Source organism: Pseudomonas sp. RC10 (assembly GCF_038397775.1).
In the GTDB taxonomy this organism is placed as follows: Bacteria; Pseudomonadota; Gammaproteobacteria; order Pseudomonadales; family Pseudomonadaceae; genus Aquipseudomonas; species Aquipseudomonas bambusae.
Genome location: NZ_CP151650.1, coordinates 4,604,052 through 4,629,190 on the forward strand (window position 1 = coordinate 4,604,052; position 25,139 = coordinate 4,629,190).

General features: G+C 58.8%; 20 protein-coding genes. 16 read left to right on the forward strand and 4 right to left on the reverse strand.

What is annotated here, in order from left to right:
• Positions 1 to 108: 108 nt before the first annotated feature.
• On the reverse strand, positions 109 to 1,176 hold the full coding sequence (gene rlmM, locus AAEO81_RS21045) for a 23S rRNA (cytidine(2498)-2'-O)-methyltransferase RlmM (RefSeq protein ID WP_166598477.1): 1,068 nt from the start codon (positions 1,174 to 1,176) through the stop codon (positions 109 to 111).
• A 237-nt stretch (positions 1,177 to 1,413) separates the two neighbouring features.
• Between rlmM and acnA the strand changes: the two genes are divergently transcribed.
• Positions 1,414 to 4,155 (forward strand): aconitate hydratase AcnA, encoded by a 2,742-nt coding sequence (acnA, locus tag AAEO81_RS21050; RefSeq protein ID WP_341958872.1) that lies wholly within the window; start codon positions 1,414 to 1,416, stop codon positions 4,153 to 4,155.
• 163 nt (positions 4,156 to 4,318) lie between these two features.
• On the opposite strand, the gene AAEO81_RS21055 is transcribed toward acnA, so the two are convergent.
• Positions 4,319 to 5,643 (reverse strand): IS3 family transposase gene (locus tag AAEO81_RS21055; protein WP_341964589.1). Its coding sequence is split into 2 segments (ribosomal slippage): positions 4,319 to 5,200 and positions 5,203 to 5,643, totalling 1,323 coding nucleotides; the frame shifts between segments, so codons are not numbered across the junction.
• Positions 5,644 to 5,951: 308 nt separating this feature from the next.
• Between AAEO81_RS21055 and AAEO81_RS21060 the strand changes: the two genes are divergently transcribed.
• From AAEO81_RS21060 to AAEO81_RS21085, 6 genes are all read left to right on the forward strand, one after another.
• Positions 5,952 to 6,743: a CPBP family intramembrane glutamic endopeptidase gene (locus AAEO81_RS21060; RefSeq protein WP_341958873.1), complete on the forward strand. Its 792-nt coding sequence runs from the start codon at positions 5,952 to 5,954 to the stop codon at positions 6,741 to 6,743.
• A gap of 104 nt (positions 6,744 to 6,847) precedes the next feature.
• Positions 6,848 to 8,413: a PAS domain-containing methyl-accepting chemotaxis protein gene (locus tag AAEO81_RS21065; protein WP_341958874.1), complete on the forward strand. Its 1,566-nt coding sequence runs from the start codon at positions 6,848 to 6,850 to the stop codon at positions 8,411 to 8,413.
• Positions 8,414 to 8,690: 277 nt separating this feature from the next.
• Entirely contained in the window at positions 8,691 to 9,359 is a 669-nt protein-coding gene (locus AAEO81_RS21070) for a hypothetical protein (protein ID WP_341958875.1), read from the forward strand.
• A gap of 106 nt (positions 9,360 to 9,465) precedes the next feature.
• Entirely contained in the window at positions 9,466 to 10,134 is a 669-nt protein-coding gene (locus AAEO81_RS21075) for a hypothetical protein (RefSeq protein ID WP_341958876.1), read from the forward strand.
• A gap of 124 nt (positions 10,135 to 10,258) precedes the next feature.
• The gene (locus AAEO81_RS21080; RefSeq protein WP_341958877.1) at positions 10,259 to 10,927 is read left to right on the forward strand and encodes a hypothetical protein; all 669 of its coding nucleotides are present in this window, start codon (positions 10,259 to 10,261) and stop codon (positions 10,925 to 10,927) included.
• Between the two features lie 423 nt (positions 10,928 to 11,350).
• A complete protein-coding gene (locus tag AAEO81_RS21085) occupies positions 11,351 to 12,010 on the forward strand; it encodes a hypothetical protein (RefSeq protein WP_341958878.1) in 660 nt (219 codons plus the stop codon).
• A 136-nt stretch (positions 12,011 to 12,146) separates the two neighbouring features.
• Here the strand turns inward: AAEO81_RS21085 and AAEO81_RS21090 are convergent, their stop codons facing one another.
• Positions 12,147 to 14,036 carry an autotransporter outer membrane beta-barrel domain-containing protein gene (locus AAEO81_RS21090; protein ID WP_341964590.1) on the reverse strand — a complete coding sequence of 630 codons (1,890 nt, stop codon included), beginning with the start codon at positions 14,034 to 14,036 and terminating at the stop codon, positions 12,147 to 12,149.
• 772 nt (positions 14,037 to 14,808) lie between these two features.
• Between AAEO81_RS21090 and AAEO81_RS21095 the strand changes: the two genes are divergently transcribed.
• From AAEO81_RS21095 to AAEO81_RS21105, 3 genes are all read left to right on the forward strand, one after another.
• The gene (locus AAEO81_RS21095) at positions 14,809 to 16,677 is read left to right on the forward strand and encodes a hypothetical protein (protein ID WP_341958879.1); all 1,869 of its coding nucleotides are present in this window, start codon (positions 14,809 to 14,811) and stop codon (positions 16,675 to 16,677) included.
• Positions 16,678 to 16,987: 310 nt separating this feature from the next.
• Positions 16,988 to 18,658 carry a hypothetical protein gene (locus AAEO81_RS21100; RefSeq protein ID WP_341958880.1) on the forward strand — a complete coding sequence of 557 codons (1,671 nt, stop codon included), beginning with the start codon at positions 16,988 to 16,990 and terminating at the stop codon, positions 18,656 to 18,658.
• Between the two features lie 95 nt (positions 18,659 to 18,753).
• Entirely contained in the window at positions 18,754 to 19,230 is a 477-nt protein-coding gene (locus AAEO81_RS21105) for a hypothetical protein (protein WP_341958881.1), read from the forward strand.
• On the opposite strand, the gene AAEO81_RS21110 is transcribed toward AAEO81_RS21105, so the two are convergent.
• Entirely contained in the window at positions 19,231 to 19,911 is a 681-nt protein-coding gene (locus tag AAEO81_RS21110) for an alpha/beta family hydrolase (protein WP_341958882.1), read from the reverse strand. It lies immediately after the preceding gene.
• Between the two features lie 1,032 nt (positions 19,912 to 20,943).
• Between AAEO81_RS21110 and ccoN the strand changes: the two genes are divergently transcribed.
• From ccoN to AAEO81_RS21140, 6 genes are all read left to right on the forward strand, one after another.
• Entirely contained in the window at positions 20,944 to 22,386 is a 1,443-nt protein-coding gene (gene ccoN, locus AAEO81_RS21115; RefSeq protein ID WP_341958883.1) for a cytochrome-c oxidase, cbb3-type subunit I, read from the forward strand.
• Positions 22,386 to 22,997 (forward strand): cytochrome-c oxidase, cbb3-type subunit II, encoded by a 612-nt coding sequence (gene ccoO / locus AAEO81_RS21120; RefSeq protein ID WP_166597844.1) that lies wholly within the window; start codon positions 22,386 to 22,388, stop codon positions 22,995 to 22,997. Before ccoN ends, ccoO begins: the two co-directional genes overlap by 1 nt.
• A 5-nt stretch (positions 22,998 to 23,002) precedes the next feature.
• Entirely contained in the window at positions 23,003 to 23,194 is a 192-nt protein-coding gene (locus AAEO81_RS21125) for a cbb3-type cytochrome c oxidase subunit 3 (RefSeq protein WP_341958884.1), read from the forward strand.
• A complete protein-coding gene (ccoP, locus tag AAEO81_RS21130) occupies positions 23,191 to 24,171 on the forward strand; it encodes a cytochrome-c oxidase, cbb3-type subunit III (protein ID WP_341958885.1) in 981 nt (326 codons plus the stop codon). Before AAEO81_RS21125 ends, ccoP begins: the two co-directional genes overlap by 4 nt.
• A gap of 147 nt (positions 24,172 to 24,318) precedes the next feature.
• Positions 24,319 to 24,570, forward strand: a complete 252-nt coding sequence (locus tag AAEO81_RS21135; RefSeq protein WP_341958886.1) for a type II toxin-antitoxin system Phd/YefM family antitoxin — start codon at positions 24,319 to 24,321, stop codon at positions 24,568 to 24,570.
• The gene (locus tag AAEO81_RS21140) at positions 24,570 to 25,022 is read left to right on the forward strand and encodes a type II toxin-antitoxin system VapC family toxin (protein ID WP_341958887.1); all 453 of its coding nucleotides are present in this window, start codon (positions 24,570 to 24,572) and stop codon (positions 25,020 to 25,022) included. Before AAEO81_RS21135 ends, AAEO81_RS21140 begins: the two co-directional genes overlap by 1 nt.
• Positions 25,023 to 25,139: the final 117 nt, after the last annotated feature.

Consider the following 25,139-nt stretch of genomic DNA (forward strand, 5'->3'; position numbering starts at 1 on the left):
AGGACTCGCTTCTGCCGAAGGCGTAGGAGTTGGCTTGCCTACGATCCGTCGCGTAGCGGCGGCAAAATCAGGTGCCACGGTCCGTCAGGATAACCGCCAGCCCGACCATCACCCTTTGCGCTTCATATCCAACCGCCGCAAATGACAGGTCACTTCCTCGCGGTCGTGGTACAGCTGCTTGCAGCCGATCGATACCTTGACGCCCCGCGCCTTGAAGCCTTCCTCGATGCGTTCCAGCAGGCGCTTGACCTCGGCATAGCGCTGCTTCATCGGCAGCTTGAGGTTCACCACGGCCTCACGGCACAACCCCTCACCGAGCCAGGTTTCCAGCAACGCAGCATTTCGTGCAGGCTTTTCGACGATGTCGCACACCATCCAGTCGACGGTCTGACGCGGTTTGTAGGTAAAGCCGTCGGCCATCAAGTGCTGCACCAGCCCGGTGTCCATCAGGCTTTCGGCCATCGGGCCATTGTCGATGGCGGTCACCAACATGCCGCGCTTCACCAGTTGATAGGTCCAGCCTCCCGGCGCCGCGCCGAGGTCCACGCCGGTCATGTCGCCTGATAGACGCTCGTCCCACTGATCGCGCGGGATGAAGTGATGCCACGCCTCTTCCAGCTTCAGCGTCGAACGGCTCGGCGCCTCGCGGGGGAACTTCAGACGCGGAATGCCCATGGGCCACATCGCCGAATTGTGAGCATCGGCCAGGCCCAGAAACACCTCGCGACCACTTTTGAAGGTCAGCAACAAACGCGGCAGGCTGGCGTTGTCCACCAGCTTGCCCGCCTTCTCAAGCGCCTTGCGCAGCGGGCCTTCGAACTTGCGGCAGAACGTCGAGAGTTCCTTGCCGTCGTTGGTGTCGACCACTTCCAGCCACAGGCTGCCGCAGGTCGCGAAATCCGCCATGTGCTGCAGGATGACGCTGATGCGGTCGGTTTCCGGCAGCTCGACGAACACCCCGCGCGCCCACTGGCGAGGGAAAATCAGGTCGGTGAAACGCACGCCACCCATCAGGCGCTTGGCGCCATCCGCTTCGGTGCAGACGAACTCGGCGCAGGCCGCATTGGGCTTGGCCTTGGCATAACCGGACACGCCGAGCTGCGCGGCGTGCTCGCTGATTTCCGAGCAGACCTCGCCTTCGAAACCGGGACGGCAATGCATGAAAAGGGTGTTCACGGAATTCTCCATGACGCGCCGGGCAAACGGCCCACGCGTCCTATACTTGAGGCGATTTCACCTCAGTGACTCGAAAGCCGCGCATGATAGCGGAATCAGGAACCACTGGCCCACGCCAAAGGTCCAGTACTACTCAATGACCGTTTAAAGCCGCCATGCAGAGGGCTCAAACCCATCGTCTTACCGTTTTGTGTGATACGCCCGTCCGCGCCGTGCGGACCCGTCAAGGAGTTAGTCATGCCCTCCCTCGATAGCCTGAAAAGCCTCAAGACACTCGACGTCGGCAACAAGACCTACCACTACTTCAGCCTGCCCGACGCCGCCAAGACCCTCGGCGACCTCGACCGACTGCCTATGTCGCTCAAGGTGTTGCTGGAAAACCTGCTGCGCTGGGAAGACAACAAAACCGTCACCGGCGACGACCTGAAATCCCTTGCCGCCTGGCTGACCGAGCGCAAATCCGACCGCGAGATTCAATACCGCCCTGCCCGCGTGCTGATGCAGGACTTCACCGGCGTGCCCGCCGTGGTTGACCTGGCCGCCATGCGCGCCGCCGTGGCCAAGGCGGGCGGCGATCCCCAGCGCATCAACCCGCTGTCCCCCGTGGACCTCGTGATCGACCACTCGGTGATGGTGGACAAGTTCGGCGATCAACAAGCGTTCAGCGAAAACGTCGACATCGAAATGGAGCGCAACGGCGAGCGCTACGCCTTCCTGCGCTGGGGCCAGAGCGCGTTCGACAACTTCAGCGTCGTACCGCCCGGCACCGGCATCTGCCACCAGGTCAACCTTGAATACCTGGGCCGCACCGTGTGGACCAAGGAAGAAGACGGCAGAACGTACGCCTTCCCGGATACGCTGGTCGGTACCGATTCCCACACCACCATGATCAACGGCCTCGGCGTGTTGGGCTGGGGCGTCGGCGGGATCGAAGCCGAGGCCGCGATGCTGGGCCAGCCGGTGTCAATGCTGATCCCGGAAGTGATCGGCTTCAAGCTCACCGGCAAGCTGAAAGAAGGCATCACCGCCACCGATCTGGTGCTGACCGTGACGCAGATGCTGCGCAAGAAAGGCGTCGTCGGAAAATTCGTCGAGTTCTACGGCGATGGTTTGGCTGACCTGCCCCTCGCCGACCGCGCCACCATCGCCAACATGGCCCCGGAATACGGCGCCACCTGCGGGTTCTTCCCGGTGGACGACGTGACGCTGGACTACCTGCGCCTGTCGGGCCGTCCAGATGAAACGGTGGCGTTGGTCGAGGCGTACGCCAAAGCCCAGGGATTGTGGCGTCTGCCCGGCAAAGAGCCGGTGTTCACCGATGCACTGGAGCTGGACATGGGTTCGGTCGTTGCCAGCCTGGCCGGGCCGAAACGTCCGCAGGATCGCGTCGCACTGCCGGACGTTTCCCAGGCATTCGACGACTTTCTCGGCCTGGCGCTCAAACCCAGCAAACACGATGAAAGCCGTCTGGAAAGCGAAGGCGGCGGTGGCGTGGCCGTGGGCAACGCCGAGCAGGTGGGCGAAGCCGAGTATGAATATGAAGGCAACCGCTATCGCCTGAAAAACGGCGCGGTGGTCATCGCGGCCATCACCTCGTGCACCAACACCTCGAACCCGAGCGTGATGATGGCGGCGGGCCTTCTGGCGAAAAAAGCCGTGGAAAAAGGCCTGCAACGCAAACCGTGGGTGAAAACCTCGCTGGCCCCCGGCTCCAAGGTCGTGACCGATTACTACAAGGCGGCGGGCCTGACCGAGTACCTCGACAAACTCGGCTTCGACCTCGTGGGCTATGGCTGCACCACCTGTATCGGTAACTCCGGGCCGCTGCGCGATCCGATTGAAAAGGCCATTCAACAATCGGACCTGACCGTGGCGTCGGTGCTGTCGGGCAACCGCAACTTCGAAGGCCGCGTGCACCCGCTGGTGAAAACCAATTGGCTGGCCTCCCCGCCCCTCGTCGTCGCTTATGCGCTGGCCGGTAGCGTGCGCGTGGACCTGAGCAGCGAACCACTGGGCGAAGGCAGCGACGGCCAGCCCGTGTACCTGCGCGACATCTGGCCGACGCAAAAAGAAATTGCCGACGCCGTGCTGAACGTCAGCACCGGCATGTTCCACAAGGAATACGCCGAGGTCTTCGCCGGTGACGCGCAGTGGCAAGCCATCGAAGTGCCACAGGCCGCGACTTACGTGTGGCAGGACGATTCGACCTACATCCAGCATCCGCCGTTTTTCGACGACGTGGCGGGCCCATTGCCGGTGATCGCTGATGTGCAAAAGGCCCGCGTGCTGGCGATCCTGGGCGACTCGGTGACCACCGACCACATCTCGCCTGCCGGTAACATCAAGGCCGACAGCCCGGCCGGCCGCTACCTGCGCAGCAAGGGCGTGGAGCCAAAAGACTTCAACTCCTATGGCTCCCGTCGCGGCAACCACGAAGTGATGATGCGCGGCACGTTCGCCAACATCCGCATCCGCAACGAAATGCTTGGCAACGAAGAAGGCGGCTACACCCTGCACGTGCCGACCGACGAGAAACTGCCGATCTACGACGCCGCCATGCGTTATCAAAAGGAAGGCACGCCGCTCGTGGTCATCGCCGGTCAGGAATACGGCACCGGTTCCAGCCGTGACTGGGCCGCCAAAGGCACCAACCTGCTGGGCGTGAAAGCGGTCATCGCCGAGAGCTTCGAACGTATCCACCGCTCGAACCTCGTGGGCATGGGCGTCTTGCCGCTGCAATTCAAGAACGGTCAGAGCCGCAAGACCCTGGAATTGACCGGCAAGGAAGTCCTCAACATCACCGGCCTGACCGGCGCGACGCTGCAACCGGGCATGAGCCTGACCCTGCAGATCACCCGGGAAAACGGCCAGCAAGAAAACGTCGACGTGCTGTGTCGGATCGATACCCTGAACGAAGTCGAATACTTCAAGGCCGGGGGGATTCTGCACTACGTACTGCGGCAGTTGATTGCGTCGTAACACATGACCGAGTGGCGCTTGTCCGCTGTCGCGGGCGAGCGCCCTGCTCGGTTCTTCCAGACACACCCCATGCACAGATTTTGCTGCCGCTTCGCGCCAGATCGCTGCCGTCGTGCCTCCGGCGTCTCCCACAGGTTGAACTGCCCCCCAAAAGTTGGACAGTTTACGCCGCAGCCTGAGTCCTGTATTCAACAGGACTCATGCCATTGAGCCTCAGCTTGATGCGGTCATGGTTGTAGTAATGAATGTACTCATCCAGGCCGACCTTCAATTCTTCCACACTCTCGAAACGCTTCAGGTAGAAAAACTCTGACTTCAGCGTGCCGAAAAAACTCTCCATCGCCGCATTATCCAGGCAATTGCCTTTGCGGGACATGCTCTGTTTCACACCTTTTTCGCTGAGTGCGTGGCGATAGCGTGGCTGTTGGTAGTGCCATCCCTGGTCCGAATGAACGACCAGTTTGGGCGCGTCTCCCAAGCAAGCCAACGCCTTGTCGAGCATGTTCCCCACCAACTCGTAGTAAGGCCGACTGGCTGTTTCGTACGCGATGATTTCGCCGTTGTACAAATCCATCACAGGAGACAAGTAGAGCTTCTGCTGACCCACTTTGAACTCGGTGACGTCGGTTACCCACTTCTGTTTTGGCCGGGGTGCATGAAAATTACGCTCCAGCAGGTTCGCGGCGATTTTGCCAACAGTCCCCCGGTAGGAACGGTATTTCTTGGGCCGTACGACCGATTGCAAACCCTGTTCGGCCATCAGCCGTTCGATGACCTTCTTGTTGACCAGCGTTCCTTCCTTTCTGAGCGCAAGCGCAATACGCCGATAGCCATACAGCCCTCTCTGCTTGTGATATTCCTGCTGCACCCGTTCCTTGAGCGCCGCATGCCGGTCCGGTTTCTGCTCAGCCTTGACCTGGTAATAGAAGGTGCTGCGTGCCAGCCCGACCAGCTCAAGGAGGTCGGGCAATGGGAATCGGTGCTTGAGTTTGCGGACGATCAGGACTTTTTCCCCCGTGTTCGCTCCTTTTCCTCGCGCAGGGCCTTGAGCTCCTTTAGGACAGCGTTCTCCATGCGCATGTACTCAAGTTCAGCCATCAACTGCTCTCGTGGCTTTTGTGCATCGTTGGTGTCGGTGGGTTTGGCGGGTTTGATTTTCATGGGCGTGTCGGCTGGCTGGATGGCAGTAGGGGTGACAGGACTGTCACTGTAATACTGGCGTTGCCAGATGCCTATCAGGGAGGACCGCCCAAGGTCAAAATGCGCAGCGGTCTGGCGTAGCGAAAGTCGATGCTCATGCATGTAGGTCAAGACTTGGCGCTTGAAATCCTCGCTGTACCGCCGCGCATACGACATTGGCTTGATGCTGTTGCCAGTCCGATAACTGGCGACCCAGCGTCGAAGGAGACTGAAGTCGATGCCAAAATGTCTGGCCACTGTTTGAACTGCCCCCAAGAAGTTGGACACCCATCCCCCCCCTTGAGGGATATCTCAGGTCATGGGCCGCTCCATGACGCAACCCGCCAGACCGACCAGCAGAATAGACAAAACGCCGATCTACTCACTGCATACCTTTGACTCGACACAAAACCCTGTGGGAGACGCCGGAGGCACGACGGCAGCGATCTGTCGCGAAGCGGCAGCAAAACCTGACGACTCGATCGACCTGACACCCCACGCTGTCCGAACCCGCCACACCCCAGCCCACCGACACCACTTTCAGCCTTTTCCCACAAGCACCCACGTTTAAACAACGCTAAAATCGCCGTCCTTATCCCACGTTCAAGGACGACCCCATGCCAGTGCTGCGCTGGAGCGCGCTCACGCTGCTGACCCTCGGTTATTGCATCGCCTGGGTGTATGGCCAACTGAGCCTGCCGGTGGTCGTCACGTTCGGGCTGTTGATCATGGCGGGGATCTGCGTCGGCCATTTCCGACACTGGGCCGTTCGCGGATTCGGTCATGCCCTGTTCATCGCCCTCGCGGCGGGTCTGGCCAGCCATTGGCTGCCGGGCTTCTTCAGCGCCCGGGTCATCGCCGCAGCGCGTTTCACTCCCGAAGCCGCGCCCTTTTCGATGTACCTCAACCTCGACAAGCCCCTGATCGGTTTCTGGATCATCCTCGCCTGCCCCTGGGTGTTCGCCGGGTTCAATCTGCGCCGATCACTGATCACCACTGGCCTGACCCTGCCCTTGACACTCCTTGTGTGCCTGACAACCGCCCTGGGGATGGGGGTGGTGGGCTGGACGCCGAAATGGCCCGAGCAAGGGGGTATCTGGGTGCTGAACAATCTGCTGCTGGTCACGATGACCGAAGAGCTGATCTTTCGCGGCTATCTGCAGGGCGGCCTCAGCCGTTTGCTCGCGCGAATGCCAAACGCCCCCACGCTGGCACTGCTCATCAGCTCGTTGCTGTTCGGTGTGATGCACCTCGGCGGCGGTTGGCAATGGATGATCCTCGCCAGCATGGCCGGACTCGGGTATGGCATCGCCTACCGATATGGTGGATTACCGGCGGCGGTCATCACTCATTTTGGGCTCAACCTCACGCACTTCAGCCTGTTCACCTACCCGATGTTCGACCGATGAGCGTTGACCTGCGGCAAACCGTCCCATGACGCAGTTCACAAAACGCTTAATTTCCTGACAACAGGGCCGATAACACCTCAAAGCCTTCCCGGATAGAACAGCTTATGCGCAATAACCAGCCCATCACCCAACGCGAACGGACCTTCCCGGCACAGCAGCGGTTGATTTCGACCACGGATGCTCGCGGCGTGATCACCTACTGCAACGACGCCTTCGTCGAGATCAGCGGCTTCACCCGCGACGAACTGCTCAAGGCGCCGCACAACACCGTGCGCCACCCTGACGTTCCGTCCGCCGTGTTCGAACACATGTGGAGCACCCTCAAACAGGGTCTGCCATGGATGGGCATCATCAAGAATCGCTGCAAGAACGGCGACCATTACTGGGTCAACGCGTACGTCACGCCGATCTTCGACGGCAAACAGGTGGTGGGCTTCGAGTCGGTGCGTGTCAAACCCACCGCCGAACAGATCCGCCGTGCCGAATCGCTGTATCAACGCCTGAACAACGGCAAGTCAGCCGTCCCGAGCCGCGACACCTGGCTGCCGGTGCTGCAGGACTGGCTGCCGTTCATTCTGGTCAGCCAACTGAGTTTCCTGATCGGCGTGTGGCTCAACTCCTACTGGGGCTTCGCGCTCGCTGCGGCCCTGTCCGTGCCGTTGGGGCTGCTGGGCCTGAGCTGGCAGCAACGGGGCATCAAGCGCCTGCTGCGTCTGGCGGATCAGACCACGTCGGACCCGCTGATCGCGCAGATGTACACCGACAGCCGTGGCGCCCAGGCCCGTCTGGAAATGTCCATTCTGAGCCAGGAAGCCCGCCTCAAAACCTGCCTCACGCGTTTGCAGGACACTGCCGAACACCTGAATTCCCAGGCGCGCCAGTCCGACAGCCTGGCCCAGGCCAGTTCCAACGGACTGGAACGTCAGCGCGTGGAAACCGAACAGGTCGCGACCGCGATCAACCAGATGGCGTCCACCACCCAGGAAGTCGCCAGCCACGTTCAACGCACCGCCGACGCCACCCAGCAAGCCAACGAACTGACCCGTCGCGGCCGCACCATCGCCAGTGAAACCCGCGAGGCCATTCAACGCCTCTCGACCTCGGTCGGCGAAACCGGCCTCACCGTCACGCAACTGGCCAAGGACAGCGACGAAATCGGTGGCGTGGTCGACGTCATCAAAGGCATCGCCGACCAGACCAACCTGCTGGCCCTGAACGCCGCCATCGAAGCCGCCCGCGCCGGCGAAATGGGCCGTGGCTTTGCAGTCGTGGCGGACGAGGTTCGCCAACTGGCGCAACGCACCACCGAATCCACGGGCCAGATCCATTCCCTGATCGCCAAACTGCAAGCCACGGCCAACAACGCCGTGCAAACCATGGCCACCGGCCGCCGCCAGGCGGAAGAAGGCGTCGAACAAGTCATGGAAGCCGACAAGGCGCTGGTGGGCATCAGCGACGCGGTGGCCAACATCACTGACATGACCACGCAAATCGCCGCCGCCACCGAAGAACAAAGCTCGGTCGCCGAAGAGGTCAGCCGCAACATCAGCACCATCGCCCAACTGGCCGACCAGACCTCCGACGAAGCCCGCCGCTCCGCCGACCTCAGCGCCGAATTGACCAACACTGCGCTCAGCCAGTATTCGCTGGTAGAACGCTTTAACCGCTAATCAATAGTCAGCAAGACTCCAGCCCCGGCAGCGACCCTGCCGGGGCTTTTTATTGCGTGGTGAAAAAGTAGGAAGTTTCCGAAGTTGCAAGTTCAGTCCTGTTTTTAAGGAGTTCGAGCGAAATGTAGGGTTGACAGAAAGTCGGGATCGCTATTAGTTGAAATTCAGATCGCGATATATATGTACCACCTCCGGAGTGAATTCGCTGATCTAGCCCAATTAATAAAAGAGCACCCACTGGCGAAAAACGTGATGAGGGTGCTCGATGGAGAATGTTATGAATGACATGAATGTCAAAGCGCCGATTCCACTTCCACCTGCAGTCGTGCCTGTTGCGTATGAAGATGGGTTGTTGAAAGTGGCGGACTTGAGTGCCCCTATTGCCGTTAAAGTTGAGGTGTGGCCTGCGGCCGAAACCGGATATACGGTGCGGTTACATCTGAATGGCAAACCCGTGACGGACGAACGCGTCATTACCGACGACGACAAGCCTGGCGATATCCTCACACTGCATGTAGCCGAGAACCTTCTACAGGATGACGGGGCCTACAACCTTCTGTATCGAATCTACAGCCCCTTTTCAGATCTGGAAGACTTCTCACCCCCCGTTACGCTGAAGGTCGACCGCACCCCACCAGGCGGCCCACTCCTCGGCCCCGTGTTCTTCGCAGAAGGTGAATTCAACGGCAACACCCTCGCCTTCGTCCCGGGCTACGCTGGCATCGAAGCAGGCGACCTGATTCGCACCCTGTGCAACGGCGTGGCCGGTCCCACTCATACCGTGCAGGCAGACGAACTCACCCTGCGCCCCATCGAAATCGTCTTCGAAAAAGCCTTCCTGCAAAGCCTCGCCGCGCAGTACGTGGACATCGACTACACAGTGACCGACCGGGCGGGCAATGAGTCGATCCGATCCTTGCCCCAGACGCTCACGCTGGTCTCGTAACGCCGTCCGGCGAACCCACCTGCCGGACAAAACAACACAATCACCTGATCAATCAGGCACCCGTTCCGCCAGAGAACGCGGACGACTGTGCCTTATGGAGAATGATATGAACGACATGAATGTCAGAGAACCGATCCCCCTTACGCCTGCGGTTGTGCCCGCAGCCTATGAGGATGGGTTGTTGAAAACCGCGGATTTGAATGCGCCCATTGCAGTGCAGGTTATGGTCTGGATTGGGGCCATGACCGGCTATACCGTGCGACTGGATCTGGATGGCGTGGCTGTAACCGAAGAGCGCGTCATCACCGATGCTGATAAGCAGGGCGATATTCTTACACTCGACCTGCCCGAAACGTACTTGGTAGATGAAGGCCTCCATACCCTTGAGTACCGAATCTGTAACCCCCTTACCGGGGATGAAGTGTTTTCACCCTCGATCCCCCTGATCGTCGACCGAACCCCTCCAGGCGCCGCGCTTCTAGCTGCAATGATGTTTCCTCGTGCCAGCTTTGGCGCGCGTGCGACCGCGCGGGTCCCTGCCTATTTCGGCATGGCAGTAGGGGACATGATCCAAACCTTCTGCAACGGCGTGCCCGGTCCAGTCCACACCGTGGTCGCGGAGGAACTCACGCTGGCTCCCATCCAGATCGCCTTCGAAGAGCACTTCCTGCTGAGTCTCGCGGCACCCGAGGTCGTCGTCGATTACTCAGTCACGGACCGCGCAGGCAATGAGTCGATCCGGGCAGTGCCGGTAACGCTGTCACTGGTGCCGTAACCGCCACCGACACACATCACAGCCCGGCAGGCCAAGCCGCCGGGCAAACCTACGCGCTCATCCGAGCAATCAAGCACCCGTTCCGCAAGCGAATGCGGACGACCGTGCCTTGTGGAGAAATGCCATGAACGACATGAATGTCAAAAAACCCATCCCTCTTCCACCCGCTTTCGTGCCTGCCGCCTATGAAGATGGGTTGCTGAAAACCGCTGACTTGAATGCCCCTGTCGCCGTGCAGGTTGAAGTCTGGCCTGCGGCTGAAACAGGCTACACCGTGCGGCTCAACCTGGACGGCCTGCCCGCCACCGAAGAACGCGTCATCACCGAAACTGACAAACCCGGCGATATCCTCACGCTGTACCTCTCGGAAAACCACCTGTTGAAGGACAAGCGCTACTCCCTTCAATACCGGATCTACAGCCCGATTGGTGAGTCCGAAGACTTGTCTCCGGCAATCCCCCTGATCGTCGACCGAACCCCACCCGGCGCCGCAGCCCTCGCCCCGCTGTTCTTCGCCGAGGGCTCGATCAACGGCGACGCCAACGCCATTCTTCCCGGCTACGCGGGCATGGCCATAGGCGACGTTGTCCGCACCCTGTGCAACGGCATCCCCGGACCGACCCACACCGTGCAAGCGGACGAACTCACCGTGCGCCCCATTGAAATCGTCTTCGAGGCAGACTACCTCTTGGGCCTCGCCGCCCACGAGGTGACCATCGAGTACGTTGTCGTCGACCGCGCAGGCAACCCATCCTTCAATTCCTTACCTGTAACAATTTCCCTCACTATGTAATGTCATGACCGCTGAAATTAATTAGATCATTTGACGTGCCACTCCTCCTTCATTTGAAGGAGGAGTGGCCCAATTACGTCGAAATCCGAACGCCGGGGGATTATTTTTTTCTCGCTTATTTCCCTTTTGCCTACAACGATTGAGGACTATGTGAAGCCGTAAGCACGCTCCAGGACCTTGGATGCGGTACATATGTACTTACACCCCCCTCAAATTCGACTAAATATGCCGTAATGCATAAATCAGGTTCCGCTTCAAGCGTTGTAAATGACGCTGCGGACACATTCAACCTCTGCACGGGGCTTGATTGACAGTGAGAGGTCATGACTTGAACATATGTAGCCGGGGCACGCAGCCCCACAACGATGTTTGTCGTCGTTTTAACCTCTGTTATCACAACCCCATCCAGAACAGGGAACTTTAATGGAAGATGAAAAGGATATTCCGCCATCTGTAACTCCGACTGACATCGCTCGGAATAAGGATGAAACATCTGCGGAAGATCAACTGGCGAATGCTGACGAACGTGTGGACGGGTCGACCTTTAACTTTGATTCGATACCGCATTACGAAGATTTGCGCGCCATTCTCCCGCCTGGCGCCACATCCAAGGACATCGCCACGTTCTACAGCGAACACCTCGAGCACGTTCTGGGTTTCCCTTGGGAAATCGATGAAGAGGCTCGAAAGGCGGCCCCTTCGTTGCCTCCGCCGTCCCTGGACGGCGGAAGAAACGGTGAGGTCTCCACCGCACAGCTCGCCAAGGGGGTGCTGATCACCGTACCGCGTTCTTCAAAGATCTGGGTCACTGATCAGCTCAAGATGCGCTGGGGGAAAAGCACGTTCTACACCACGGTGCCGGCCTCCAAATCACGAAAAGGGCCACGTCTGATTCAATTTCTCAACGCTGAAGGAGTACCAAACGACCGTACCGGGTTGATCGATATTCGCTACGAAGTGGTCCGTCGCAAACGTCTGGTCGGTGTGTCAGAAACCCTGACGATCTACGTGCGCGACGATGGAACAGGGGAGCCAAAAGGCTCCCATGGCCGACCTATCCGTCGACGTAAACTGGACCTGTAAAACCGATCCGGCATGACGGCGTTCGATACCCGTCGCGCGCCCCCATGCCCGTTCAAACAATGGAGAAAAAAAGCCCCGGCGGCATGACTGCCGTCGGGGCTTGCTTACGACTTGAATCGTTTACAGGGTCAACCGGTCAGAACGCCAGACGCAGACCCAGATTGGCCCCCCATGGCTGCTCGACATGCTCGCCTTTCATGTAATCAAAATCGGCATGCACTTGCAGGCGTTGGGACAGCGACACCGACACCCCCGCGCCCAGCTCGGCCCGCGAGCCGAACAGGTCATTGTCGAAACGCTGGTCGTTGACGCTGACGTCATTGCTACGGGAAAACTCATGCGCCCCTGCCACTCGCACGTACGGCTGCACCACCCCGCCATCCTTGAGGGTGAACGAACGGCCCAGCGTGGCACCCACTTTACCCACGATCGACTGCGTCTCACTGGTCTTGGCTTTCAGGCCATTATTCAGCGTGTAGCTGTCGCCTCCGATCCACACGCTCGACAGCTGGGCAAACGGCTCCACGAAATAATCGTCAGGCAACTTGATGTGCTTGCCGAACTCCACCGAGCCACCCACCGCCATATTGGTGTAATCGCCCTTGGCCTTTTCGCCATCGCTCATCGCCACCTTCGACGCATTGTGGAATTTGTTCACCTTCACCACGCCGTCGAGGTAATAACCCTCGTCCGACAGCCAGGTGCCGTAAGCGCCCACGTAGTAGCTGTCGACTTCGCCGGACGTGCCACGGCCCATGTCCAGATCGGACTGGCTGTAGCCACCCATCACGCCCACCAGCAATTGGCCACTGCTGACGGGCACCGGCCCGTCAGCACCCAAAGACAGCCCGTGTTGCCGCTGCTGATAACTCAGTCCCGAATCCAGCGATGCCTTGAAGCGACTGCCGTAGCTGCGAACCCAGCCACCGCCCTGCTCCTGACCGCGCACCTCACCCATTCGGCTACGCAACGTGCTCAACTCACTGTTCCAGATCGTCGGCCCGACGTTGAACAGCGCCAGCACGCTTTCCGTCGAAGGGCTGATGGTCTTGCCGGAGCCAATGATGAACCAGTCATCACCTTGCTGCTCCAGCGCGTACGAGTAGGCACCGATGTCCGCACGTGCTCCCCGCAAACGGAACTGCGCATCGCCCCCTTCGGTGTGCACCACCCGCAACGCGTCGAAGTCCGACGGCACCGCCTCTTCCCCTGTATTACGAACGTTGAGCACATGATTGCCACTGGCCTGGCCTTCGACATTCAACAAGTCACTCTCCCCGTTAGCCGGATCGATGCGCATGTCAAACCGACCTCGGCCCGACAACTGACCGAGGGTGAGCGTGTGAAAGCCTTCCCCCGCAAAGCCGACACTGCCACCGTCGATGGCCAGAGACTTGACCGAGTTGTCCTCGCCGAACTGCCAGTGACCACTGGAATCGATGATCACGGCATTGCCGTTGACGATATTGCCGTCGAGGCGAGCGTGGTTGTGCAGCGCAACGTTCAGGGTGCTGGTGTCGTCGGCGACGAAATTTCCGGTGAGGGCACTGTCGTTGACCTCCACGTTAGCGGTGCTTTCTTGTTTCACATTGATGAGGCGGCCGTTGCCTGCTTCCAGGGTGGAACGATTGGCGATAAGAATGGTGGCCGTTGTTTTGCCTCCAGCGAGCTCAGGACTTTCCATCACTTCGATCGCTGATCCGGCACGGGCCGTGACAGTTGAATGGTTAACGGTGAGGACGTTTTTTTCTGTGAAGAAGCCCTTTGTGCCGTTGAATATCCGGACACCATTCTCATGGCCAACCACATGGCTGGCGTCAGCCAGATGGACGGTGCCGCCAGCCTGCGATATCCCCCCGTGCTGTCCATGTGCATCAGGAATCACACCTTCAATGGTCGATTGCACGACATTGAGCTCTCCATTCGGCGAAACAAGCACGCCGAACCCCGCGCCTTGGACATGACTGTCCCAGACGTTGGCAATTGACGAAGCTGATGGGTTGGATTCATTCGCATGTAGCACCATACCTGCCGTCTTTGGATTCGAGATACGAGCATTCCGGATGTGGCCTGACCCCACGTTCAGGCTAATGCCTTCAGTAACCGTGCCGCCATCAATGTTCAGTTCGGCGTTTATCACGTTGACATAGTCCACCACTGCTCCGTTCTGAAGATCTAAAACGCCGGAGTTCTTCACCGAGTAGCTTGCAGGCGATGCGGTATGGTCTAACGTCAGTCGCACCCCATCCACCACTGTCACCTCACGCTTTTGACCGTTCACCTCAATCGTCTCAGTGCCCCTGTCCGCTGAGGCATCTTCACGTGAGCCGGCCTCCTTTTCGCCTGCCCACATCGACGAGGAAAAAACACTGATTGCCAGCGCAAGCACGCTTTGCTGGAATCGGTTTGACGGCATATTTCCGATAGACACCCTGAGTCCTCCTATAAGTGAGTCCTCAAGTTTGGGAATACATAGCGTCTTCTCGAGAAAATAAAAAAAAATTTTGCGTAGGACGTTTCCGAAATGGGAGGTAATTTTTCGCACCCGAAAATCGGGCTAGCGCCCGTATATTCGGGACCTCATCAAAAATCCCGACACAGGTTCTTCCGTAAGATTTTTCAAACGTCCTACATACCTTCAAAAGTTCCTACATCCGGGAATTTTTACGACATTGACCGACGAATAATCATGCGATTAAGTTATTCGCAGATCAGGGACATCCAGCTTTCCTGGTTTCGTTTACAACAGGCAACGTTGTATCCAATAGAAAATATATCCATGTACAAAGGATTGAATCATGAGCGACACCAAACAAACGCCTACTATTCAGCACACTGGGATTGCCAGAGAACCTATACCCATCGAAGCACCGGACATCGCGATCGCTTTTCATGACGAGGATAATTTTGGGTTGATCCCGGTAACCGCCCTCGACGCGCCTATTCCTGTCGATCTCAAAGTTTGGGAAGGTGCCGACCCTGGATACTTTTATCAACTCCTATGGAACGGCGAGGAAATCGGTCCTGCGAAGGCGGTACAGCCTGATGAAAAACCGGGAGATCCGCTGACGCTCGAAGTGCCTGTGGAGGTGCAGACTGAAGGTAGACATGAGCTTTCTTTCATAGTGCGAAGCCATATCACGGGAGCCGTTGCATATTCCGGCATCATGAACATCGTTATTGACAGAACAGCGCCTGGTAAACCACGGCTTGCGGCTATTCAATTTCCCGTCGAGGTGATTAATGGGTTGACACTTGCTGAACTAGAAGGGCTGAACAACAAGCTCACCGTGGAGGTCGCCGGTTATACGGGAATGGCCAAGCACGATGTCATTCACACCTACTGGGGTGATATCGTCGGCCCAACCGCTGTGGTCGATGAAAACGACATGGGGCTGAACAAAGTTATCTTTGATTTCTCTCGTGAGTTTCTCGAGTCCATTGCCGATGGACCGAAGCCGGTCAAATACAACGTCAGTGACCGTGCGGGCAACGTTTCGGAATACTCCCTTTCTACAGAGGTCATTCTTCTGTTGGAGGAAATTCCTGATAACTATCCAGCACCGATCATCGACCCAGCCGTGGGCGACCAGATTGAATACAGCGAAGCCCGGGCAGGCGTTCAAGTGGATATCCCACACTATCCGGGCGCAGCGGCTTTCGATCAGATCACGCTGTACTGGGGAGCCGACCGTCCCATGTTTCCGGTTGAATTGCCCGCAGGCAATGAAAACGAGGCTGTCGTGGTTTCCCTGAGCGTGCCGTACGAGACCATCGCAGTCCAACCGGTAGGCGATGTGGTGGTCAGCTACAAAGTGTCGCGCCAAAACCAACTCAACGGCTCCTCTCTACCCGTCACCGTGGATGTCTATGTCACGTTGCCGATCCCGGTACCTGCTGTCGCGCCGATAATTCAAGGAACGAGTGCCGACAATCCAAACACGACCGATAACTTTATCGATGAGGATGACTATGAATTGAACAGTAATGCGATTGTTGAATGGAGCGATCAGTTCAGGCTCAACGATTCGTTAACGCTATTTTGGGGTGAGCAAGAGCGTCAGCGCTGGTATCAAATCAGCGAACTGGATTTAGCCGCAAAAAAAGACCTGATCATTCCCATTGCCAACTCCATCATGAAAGCACAAGGAACCGGAGCAGAAATTCCTGTTCGATACACAGTCAGCCGTCAAGGCAATCCTAACTCGACTCCTTCTCCAGCCCAGAAGGTTACCGTTAGATCTAAAGAGGAACTACCGGGCGGGCAGGATGGCATTGAAGGTCCAGAGTTCGTACTTACGCCTACTGGTTATCTTGCGGTGACAGTGGCACCGAACGGCACAAAAGGCCTAATCAAACCCTATACAAATATGGCTGCCCGCCAAAAACTGTTTTTCACATTTAAAGGCTTCGATGCGAGCGGCAATCCAATCGAAGCTGCCACTGTGACGGCGACAAGGGAACTTTATGATGAGGACGTAGTGAACGGGTACAGTTTTGCGGTCCCATACAATAATCTTCGTTCGATTTGCACCGGTTACTGTGAGGCGTACTTTCGTGTAGAGCCCGCACCGGATAGCAACCAAAGTGCTGTTACTTCTAAAATTAAGCGAATTCCAGTAGACATGCGGGAGCCAAACGAGAACTTCTGCAGCCTGCGACCATAACAATGATTTAAATCTTGGGCGGGCGCGATAAGAGCCGCCTGCCCTTTTATAAAAACGATAGGATAAAAAGATGGACTCTGAAAATACTGTTTTGCCGCGCGAGCCTATTCCCCTGGACTTACCTACCATTCCAGCGGCGCTGGAGGGTGGATTGATTCCAGTAGAAAATTTGCAAACGCCTATTGTGGTCAACTTCCCCGTATGGCCAGCCGCCGAGCCCAAATACACTTACCAGCTTGTTTTCGATGGTGAGCGAGTTTCCGACGAAAAAGAGATTCTCGATACAGACACACCGGGCGATGTACTTTTCGTGGAAGTACCTATTGACCTGCTGACAGAAGGTGAGCATGCCGTTTCGTACCGCATCTCCAGCCCAATCACCGGCGCAGAGGTCTTCTCCGACAGCATCCCCATGCGCATCGACAAAACCGCCCCCGGCGCCCCCGACCTTGCCCCCATCCTCTTCCCATCCACCATCCAGGACACGCTCACCTCAGACGAGCTTGAAGCGCTGGACAACATCCTCCCCGGCCGCATCGCCAGTTACAACGGCATGGCGCTCGGTGATGTGGTGCGCACGTATTGGGGTGAGTTGGAAGGTCCGTTGGTCACGGTCGATGGCAATGACATGGGCTTGAACAGTGTGACGGTGAATTTCACCCGTGATCTGCTGGAGCAGGCGGATGGGGTAAGTTCCGAGGTGTATTACACCGTGACGGACCTGGCCGGCAATGTGTCGATGAAGTCGGAAGCGTTGTCGATCAGCCTGCAACTGTCGGTCACCACCCCGCTCCCGGTCCCGACCATCAAGGAGGCCGCCAACAACATTCTTGATCCGGCCAACGCCAGCGACGGCGCAACGGTGGTCATCGACACCTCGGCGAATCTGCGCGAGGGCGAGAAGATTGCGGTGCGCTGGGAGGGCCCGAAAGGCAGTGATTTCAAGGAGCACGTGGTCACGGCCGAAGAAGCCGGGCAAGCCGTTTCGGTGATCATCTCCAGCGCGCTGGTGACGGTGAACGACGGGCAAACGGTGGTGGTGTCGTACAGCGTCATGCGGCGCAGCGGTGGGGTGCAGGAATCAGAGAAGGTGTCGCTGAAGATTCTCAGCACGGCGCTGGATCTGTCGGCGCCCACGCTGGACACGGTCGGGCCGGATGGCGTGCTGCGTCCTTCGCTGATCACGGGCGACGAAGCCATTGCCCGGGCGACGTATCGCGGCATGCTTGCCTCTGACGCCGTGAAGGTGCGCTGGGTTGGCAAGACCCCGTTTGAAGGCGAATCACAGACCGTGGGCGACAGCACGCACTTGAAATTCACGATTCCCAAGTCGTTCATCGAAGCGAGTATCGGGGAATCGGCAACAGTGTCTTATCTGGTGAACCGCGATGGCACGGAAACGGAGTCGCACAAGCTCGAGGTGAGCGTGCGCGAGGGGCTGATTCTGGATGAGTCGCCGGTGGCGTTGCCGGGCAAGATTTACCTGATTCCTGGCCATCCCGATCTGCTGCCGTCCTTCCCGACCGGGACCACGGTACTGCGCCCGGCCAGCGGTGGTCGCCCTCCTTATACCTACACCTCCAGCGATCCGTTGGTGGCGCAGGTCACGGAAGAGGGACAGACCTCTGTGCGTGGCAATGGCAGCGCAACGATCACGGTCTCGGATGCCGCTGGCGAAAGCCGCAGCTACACGGTGTCGGTCACGGGCGTGATTCAGTGTGAAGGCGTGGGTTCGGGCAATCTGACCCAGATGGAAGCGGCCGCCGCTGCCAAGGGTGGGCGCATTCCGAACATCAATGAGCTGATCGAAATCTACAACGCCTATGGCAGCCGCTGGCCGATGGGCACCCAGAATTTCTGGTCCTCGACCTGGGCCGTGAATTTCCTCGGCGCGAAATGGTACTACGTGAAAAACATGCAGACCGGGCAAGACTTCAAGCTGCTGCACACCAACTCCAGCCTCGGCGTCGCGATTCGCTGATGCTCTGAACCACCCCTGTCCGTGGGCATCGCTGCGGTCCGGTGATGCCCTCGATTTTCGCGTTTTAACGCAACACTACAATTCCAAGAGAGATCATGAACGGTTCAATACATCTCCCACCTTCGAACGTCCTCCCTTTTGACAAGGATTCGCGCTTCAGCGCGGTGGTCAACGGCAAGCCGTTTATCACGACACGTCTGCAAGGCATTGCCTGCCTGCGCTCTGAACTGGAAGGCGTCCAGACCCGGCAAATCTGGAAGATTCATGCGACGGGAAAGGTCGCGCACCGGCGAACGGTGTTCGGTTTTTTCATCGATCAATCGTTGCAACCCGGCACCTACGACCTGGTGCGCAACGAGCGGGTGTCGGCGGTCTACCACCTGACGCCCAAACAACAGGCAATGGTGTTTCATTCGCGGGATTTTCAGGATGGCACGCTGACCCTTCTGGAATGCAACGTTGAAACCGGTCGGCTGCGCGGGACGTTTGAGTTCTCGATCCCGGCCATCGATTTCAACGTGACCCGGGGCGAGTTCAACCTGGTGTGCCGTGCGGGTAAAGCCATCTGCTGATCAAGGCGCCAAGTGCCTGGCGATCTGTTCCGCCGCGTCTTGCAGACAGGCTTCATAACTGACGCCCGCCGCCTTCAATGGCTTGAGGTCATGGTTGGCGGTGGGCAACCAATGGACGTGGATTGCGGAGGACAGTGTGTATCCCTCGACGGTTTCGCGATTGCCCAAGGCGTCGCGTTCACCCTGAACGATGAGGGTCGGGGTCTGGAGTACAGCCAGGTGCTCGACTCGCGGCTTTTCCGGTTTGCCTGCGGCGTAGAACGGGTAGCCAAGGCAGATCAACCCGTCGGGTTGCAGCTCATCGGCCAGCAGACTGGCCATGCGACCGCCCATGGATTTGCCGCCAATGGCCAAGGTGCCACTGACGCACGCGCGGACCGCCGCATACACCTCGCGCCAGCACTCCAACAGCTTGGGTTTCGGGTTGGGCGGGCGTTTGCCACCGTAGATCCGGCGCTGGGCCATGTAGGGAAATTCAAATCGAAGCACCCCGACGCCCAACGCGGCGAGCCGCGTGGCGATGTCGTCCATGAACGCACTGTCCATCGGTGCACCGGCGCCGTGTGCCAGGATCAACGTTGCGGACGGCCCCCCTTCAACCGACGCTTGGGCATTCCATAGCCAGCCGCGTTCGTGGGCCATTTGGGCGCAGGGGTCTGCAGTGAGTGGGGCTTTGCTCATGGGGGTCTCGATCTGCATACGATTCGGGTGAAAGGGGTGGGATGTTAGGGGAAGATTTGGACCGATGAAACCTCACATCTACCAAAGCTTCCTGCGGGAGACGCCGGAGGTACGACGGCAGAGAAAGCGGTGGATCAATCAAAAACCGGCCGTCTGTTAAGCCCCCTTCGCTGCCGTCGTGCCTCCGGCGTCTCCCACGAGGTTCGTAGGTGTCGCCCTATCATTGGCAAGACACTCCGTTGTGGCGCGCCCACCTCTTGAAGATACCCACCCGCGACAGCCCCGGTTCAGCTTGCGGTACTTACCCTTTCAGAACACTTCGGCATAAAGCACCGCTGCCTTGAGCGCCCCAAACCATACGCAACCGGGCGGATTCATCGGCGTGTGAGCTTTTTGTTCGGTGCCGGTCGATCAACCGTGACGATCTCCGGCCTTGCCTGCCAGCTCGGGCCAAACATTTTTTGGGCAGCAACAAGTGCAAATGTCAGCGGCTTTTGTATACAACTTCGAAGTAGAAACGCACCTTCCACGCGCAAGGAACGCAGGGAGTGAAGCGTTTCAGCGACCTTCGAATCCGGTGATCGCTGCGCCTCGCAACGGGGCGCAGCATCCTGCCATTTCGACGCGTCGAAGTGTCGCATCCCCCTGTCTTGAGGCTTCCATCGCCGATCAAACCCGTCTAAGCTAGGCGCCACAGTGGTCCGGCGACAGCTGGCCACAGGTTTGGCGTAAGGATTGTGCACGACCGCTCAGCCCTCTTGCAGACAGACAGCGCAGCCCTGTCCGTCACCCGCAGGGTTGTATCCAATTTTCCTCCCATTCACGCGCGCTGCCTCACCCACCTGTTCCCCGCCTTCTTCGGCCCACTTGGGCAGATCGCTTCTGCGCACGTTCGCAGAGACCTCTGTTGGAGCAACCCGACAATCGTCCCGCAGGCCCCGGATTCCGCTTCGTTGCGGCAAAGGGTCTACGCTTAAATCGACGTTGCGGTCGTTACCACACATAACAAAACCCAAACCGTGGAACCTTAGAATGAGCACTGCAATTACTCCGACTGCTTATAACTATAAGGTAGTCCGCCAGTTCGCCATCATGACGGTGGTCTGGGGCATCCTTGGCATGGGGCTCGGTGTCTTCATCGCCTCACAACTCGTGTGGCCTGACCTGAACTTCGGTCTCGAATGGACCACGTTCGGACGCCTGCGCCCGTTGCACACCAACCTCGTGATCTTCGCCTTCGGTGGCTGCGCGCTGTTCGGCACGTCCTACTATGTCGTCCAGCGAACCTGTCAGACGCGGCTGATTTCCGACGGCATGGCGGCCTTTCACTTCTGGGGCTGGCAGGCCGTGATCGTCGGCGCCATCGTCACGCTGCCGATGGGTTACACCACCACCAAGGAATACGCCGAGCTGGAATGGCCTATCGCGATCCTGTTGGCCATTGTCTGGATCACGTATGCGCTGGTGTTCTTCGGCACTATCGTCAAGCGCAAGACCAAGCACATTTACGTCGGCAACTGGTTCTATGGCGCCTTCATCGTGGTGACGGCGATGCTGCACATCGTCAATCACATGTCGCTGCCGGTGAGCCTGTTCAAGTCGTATTCGGCCTACTCGGGCGCCACCGACGCGATGATTCAGTGGTGGTACGGGCACAACGCCGTAGGCTTTTTCCTGACAACGGGCTTCCTCGGGATGATGTATTACTTCGTGCCGAAACAGGCCGAACGCCCGATCTATTCCTATCGCCTGTCTATCGTCCACTTCTGGGCGCTGATCACCCTCTATATATGGGCGGGCCCGCACCATTTGCACTACACCGCCCTACCCGACTGGGCACAATCGCTGGGCATGGTGATGTCGATCATTCTGCTGGCCCCGAGCTGGGGCGGCATGATCAACGGCATGATGACCCTCTCCGGCGCCTGGCATAAATTGCGCACTGACCCGATTTTGCGCTTCCTCGTGGTGTCGCTGGCGTTCTACGGCATGTCGACCTTCGAAGGGCCGATGATGGCGATCAAGACCGTCAACTCCCTCTCGCACTACACAGACTGGACCATCGGCCACGTGCACGCCGGGGCGCTGGGCTGGGTGGCGATGATTTCCATCGGTGCGGTTTATCACATGATCCCGCGCCTTTACGGCCGTCCGCAGATGCACAGCATCGGCTTGATCAACACCCACTTCTGGCTCGCGACGATCGGCACGGTGCTGTACATCGCCTCGATGTGGGTCAACGGCATCACTCAAGGGTTGATGTGGCGGGCGATCAACGATGACGGCACGCTCACCTACTCCTTCGTCGAAGCGCTGCAAGCCAGCCATCCGGGCTACATCGTGCGCGCGCTGGGCGGGGCGTTCTTCGCCAGTGGCATGCTGTTCATGGCCTATAACGTGTTCCGCACCGTGCGAGCCTCGAACGCCGAAGAAGCCGACGCCGCCACCCAGATCGCTGTCGTGGGAGCGCACTGATGATCAAGCACGAAGCACTCGAAAAGAACATCGGTCTGCTGGCGATTTTCATGGTCATCGCAGTGGCGGTGGGCGGTCTGACGCAGATCGTGCCGCTGTTTTTTCAGGATGTCACCAACCAGCCGGTCGAAGGCATGAAGCCGCGCCCGGCGCTGGAAGTCGAAGGCCGGGACGTGTTCATCGCCAACGGCTGTGTCGGCTGTCACTCGCAGATGATCCGGCCGTTCCGCGCTGAAACCGAACGCTACGGCCATTATTCGGTGGCGGGCGAAAGCGTCTGGGATCACCCGTTCCTGTGGGGCTCAAAACGCACCGGGCCGGACCTGGCCCGCGTCGGCGGCCGCTACTCCGATGACTGGCACCGCGCGCATTTGTACAACCCGCGCAACGTGGTGCCGGAGTCGATCATGCCGGCCTACCCCTTCCTCGTGGAAAACAGGCTGGACGGCAAGTTGACCGGTCGCAAGCTGGAGGTCCTGCGCAGCCTTGGCGTGCCGTACACCGACGCGGACATCGCCGGTGCCGCCGACGCAGTGAAAGGCAAAACCGAAATGGACGCGCTGGTGGCCTACCTGCAAGGCCTCGGTACTGTCATCAAGAGCAAACGGTGATCGCCATGGATATCGGAATGATTCGAGGTCTGGGCACCGTCGTGGTGATGGTGGCCTTCATCGGTCTCGCGCTGTGGGTGTTCAGCCCCCGCCGCAAGGCCGAATTCGACGACGCGACCCTGCTGCCCTTTGCCGATGACCCCGAGGCCATCGCGCAACTGAAAAAAGCGAAAGCCTCCAGGAGCCACACAGAATGACTACGTTTTGGAGCCTCTACGTCACGGTCCTGACGCTGGGCACGATTTTTTGCCTGACCTGGCTGCTGCTGGCGACCCGCAGGGGCCAGCGCGCCGACACCACCGACGAGACCGTCGGCCACTCGTTCGACGGCATCGAGGAGTACGACAACCCGCTGCCCAAGTGGTGGTTCATGCTCTTTGTCGGCACCATCATCTTTGCGCTGGGCTATCTGGCGTTGTACCCCGGCCTTGGCAACTGGACCGGCCTGCTGCCGGGCTACAACTACGCCGACAACGACAAGCAGATCGCTTTCTCGGACGGCAAGACCGGCTGGACCGGTGTACACGAATGGGAGAAGGAAATGGCCCGTTCGGACGCGCGTTTCGGGCCGATCTTTGCCAAGTTCGCCGCGATGCCCATCGAAGACGTCGCCAAAGACCCGCAAGCGCTGAAAATGGGCGGTCGCCTGTTTGCTTCCAACTGCTCGGTCTGCCACGGTTCCGACGCGAAAGGCGCCTACGGCTTCCCTAACCTGACCGACGCCGACTGGCGCTGGGGCGGCGATGCGCAGACCATCAAGACCACCATCATGGGCGGTCGCCACGCGGTGATGCCGGCGTGGGGTGAAGTCGTCGGCGACCAGGGCGTGCGGGATGTCTCGGCGTTCGTGCTGACCCGACTGGACGGCCGCAAGCTGCCCGACGACGCCAAGGCCGACCCGGTCGCCGGGCAAAAAATCTTCGCCGCCAACTGCGTCGCCTGCCACGGCCCCGAAGGCAAAGGCACCGCCGCCATGGGCGCCCCCGACCTGACCCACCCTGGCGCGTTCATCTACGGATCGAGCTTCGCGCAGTTGCAACAGACGATTCGGTACGGGCGTCAAGGGCAGATGCCTGCGCAGGAATTGCTGCAAGGGAACGACAAGGTGCATTTGCTGGCGGCGTATGTGTATAGCCTTTCTCATGGGGAGAAGGCAGCGGATTCGCGGGAGTGAGGAATGGGAAAGATAGGCCCGCACTGTGGGCTGGCGGGGTCCTTCCTGGTTACATATTGACGATTGAGTGAGGCACACAAGTGGCTTAGGATGCGAAATCACTTAGCGTAGCAACGTAACTACATCAGATATAAAGCAGGTGCCCCCATGATCACTACGATTTCCAGCCGCGAATTCAATCAAGACACCAGTGGCGCAAAAAAGGCGACTAAAGAAGGGCCGGTTTTCATCACCGATCGCGGTCGGCCAGCGCACGTACTGCTGACGATTGAGGATTATCAAAAGCTTACTGGCGGATCGGTCAGCATCGTCGATTTGCTCGCAATGCCCGGCATCGAAGACATCGATTTCCATCCGAAACGTGCCGTTATCACGCCCCGAGACGTGGACCTTTCCTGATGTATCTGCTCGACACCAACGTGGTGTCCGAACTCAGGAAAAATCACAAGGCGGCGCCGAGCGTGCGCAGGTGGGCGGACCGAACGCCCGCCGCAAGCCTCTATCTCTCTTCAATTACCGTGCTTGAACTGGAGACAGGCATTCTAAGACTGGAACGACATGATTCAACGCAATCGGCACTGCTGAGGACCTGGCTTGATCATCACGTACTGCCTGCATTTTCGGGACGAATCTTGCCCGTTGACGCCGCGGTGGCCCTGAAATGCGCCCGGTTGCACGTTCCAGATCCGCGCAGTGAGTACGATGCCATGATCGCTGCCACGGCATTGGTTCACGGTATGACAGTGGTGACCCGAAACACCGCTGATTTTTCAGGCAGCGGCGTGAGGGTGATCAATCCGTGGGTCAGTCAGCTGAATGAAACACCTGCCCCCTACGGTATAGAGGGCTGACCAGTAACCATCAACCCATGCGCCCACCACCTTCGGGCAAAACAGACCGTGCAGGTGGCCCCGTCGACTAAAATCACCGGGAAAGAGGCACCGCTTGAACACCACCAACGACCCCGA